General features: G+C 36.7%; 2 protein-coding genes. Both read right to left on the bottom strand.

The genetic code is table 11. The annotated features are described in order from the left end of the window. The coding region (locus tag ABDH28_05650) for a hypothetical protein (GenBank protein ID MEN2998502.1) at positions 1-515 on the bottom strand (515 nt) is incomplete at its 3' end. A gap of 45 nt (positions 516-560) precedes the next feature. Next, positions 561-2,261 (bottom strand): ABC transporter ATP-binding protein, encoded by a 1,701-nt coding sequence (locus ABDH28_05645; protein MEN2998501.1) that lies wholly within the window; start codon positions 2,259-2,261, stop codon positions 561-563. Between the last annotated feature and the right edge of the window lie 136 nt (positions 2,262-2,397).

Here is a 2,397-nt window from a genome sequence, read left to right as displayed (position 1 = left end):
AGTCCAACTGTATAAGAAGAGTTTAACTTAGAGGTAAGGGATAGGTGTACAAATATTTTACTATGCCCAGGAGCAGAAATTATACCAACGAAGTTTGAAAGAGAGTAGAACTGAAAACTGTTTGAAAAACCATTGTTGGTGATATAGAGGTAAAAGTTTCTAACATCGTTAGAAGAAAAACCTCCCTCAAGCACTCCCTCAACCAAATGGTAAGGCTGAACTAAAGCAGACTCCGAAATTTCAACCAATGAAAAAGTAACATCAGAAAACGAGCTAGGAGGGGATACATAGTTAGTCTGATCCACAAAGTTCGTTTGAGTAACCTCAACGGTGGTTTTTTCCACAACAGGACCTTGAGCACATGAGAAAAGCCCCAAAAATAGCAACAAGGAAGTCAACAGAACAATACCATACATCATATAGCTTCTCATAGCAATAGTATATATAACCGCCTTCTGATTTTCAATAGCTTGAGAAAAAAGGAATTTGGCTATTCTTTTTTCTGTTCTTATCAAACTCTAACAAATACTGGAAATCTAATACAATATAATCCACCAAAATCAAGCATTTATGTAGGTTGAGAAAAGTTTAAAATACTCTCCTTGTCTTTCTAGCAACTCCTCGTGTGAACCAACCTCTACTATCTTTCCTTCCCTAAGTACTATAATCTTATCAGCCATAAGAATAGTTGAGAGTCTATGAGCTATTATTATCATCGTCTGCCTACCTTTTATCTTGGTTAAAGAATCCGCAATATAAGCCTCAGAAATCGGATCAAGAGAAGAAGTAGGTTCATCAAGTATTAAAATTTTTGGCTTTCTGACTAATGCTCTAGCAAGAGCAATTCTCTGTTTCTCACCCCCAGAAAGCCTAGCTCCTCTCTCTCCCAAAACCGTATCATACCCCTTGGGTAAAGCCTCAACAAACGTGTGCGCATTTGCTAAAATACTAGCCTCAATAATTTCTTCATCAGAGAATTCGCCACCAAATGATATGTTATCCTTGACAGTCGTAGGGAAAAGCACCACATCCTGAGGAACTATCGCCAAACTCTTTCTATATTCCCTCAAATTGTAGTTATCAACGCTTTCGCCACCCACTACTAACCTACCTTTGGATGGTAGCATAAATCCCATAATCAAAGAAACCATAGTAGATTTACCGCTACCAGAAGGCCCTATTATTGCAATAGTTTCTTTATCTCCGATCTCTATAGAAATATCCTTAAGGACATACTCTCCATCATCATAAGCAAACCAAACTCTTTCAAAAACAACGCTACCATCCCTCAACACTCTTAAACCCTTCTCTTCACTCTCCTCCTCAAGAGAAAAAAGTCTTTCAATTCTCTCCAATGCTGTTATTGCTCTCTGAAGTAGAACAAACTGGCTACCCAACGTCGCAATAGGCTGAGACATAAAAAATATAGTCGTTATGAAAGTTGCAAAATTTTCGTAAGATAAATTCCCAGATTTTATCTCAAAAGCACCAACCAAAATAACTACAATCACCGCTAAAGCCCCAAAAAAATCAGATATCGGAACCGGCAAAACTCCAAACTTCGTAAACCTTATCTGAGAAGAGGTATACTGAGAACTATAGCTAGAAAACTTGTCCCTAAACTTATCCTCAACCCCGAAGCCTTTTATCGTCTCTATACCAGATATAGATTCATTCATCAACGAGGTAGCATCAGAGATCTTACTCTGGATATCCTCAGAAATTTTCTTAGAAACATTACCGATCGCCACAACTGCTAAAAAGAGAGGTGACAGTATTAGTATAACTAAACTCAACTTGATACTTGTGTAGAAAAGCAAAAAAATGCACCCAATTATTATAAGAGGATTCTTCACAAGCTCAAGAAAACCTGTGCTTATGAATGTTTCTACTACATTTGCATCATTGAGAATGTTTGACATAAATTCACCACTTTTTCTCTGCTTGAAAACTATGGGTTTTATATTGGTAAGCTTCTTAAACATCTCGTTTCTCAAAGTAAAAACCACTCTCTGTGCAAGCACAACGATTGAAAGAGAGGAAAAGTATTTGGACAAGGACCAAAGAATAATTACAGGAACCCCAATCAGCACTATCTTAAGAGTATTATCTATCAACATCTGAGGATTAAAAATACTACCAATCACTCTACCAGCCATCAAAGGCAAAATAACCGTTGTAACCGTTGTAAGTAAAGTCAAAGAAACACTAAGAAATAACAAAACCCTATGTCTTTTTATGTAGGATAAGAAAAGCCTCATCAACCTTTATTCAAAGGATTAACTTTAGTTGCTACCCAGAGAGCAATAGAAGCACCTAATATGACTGCAACAAAATTTATATTTGTTCCTATCACCAGATAGTTAACCACAGTAGTAAGATAAAAAAACCCTATTA

It is taken from the genome of Brevinematia bacterium (assembly GCA_039630355.1).
Lineage (GTDB): Bacteria > Spirochaetota > Brevinematia > DTOW01 > DTOW01 > SKYB106.
The sequence above is the reverse complement of the archived record's forward strand: the minus strand, read 5'-3'. Positions and strand labels throughout refer to the sequence as shown.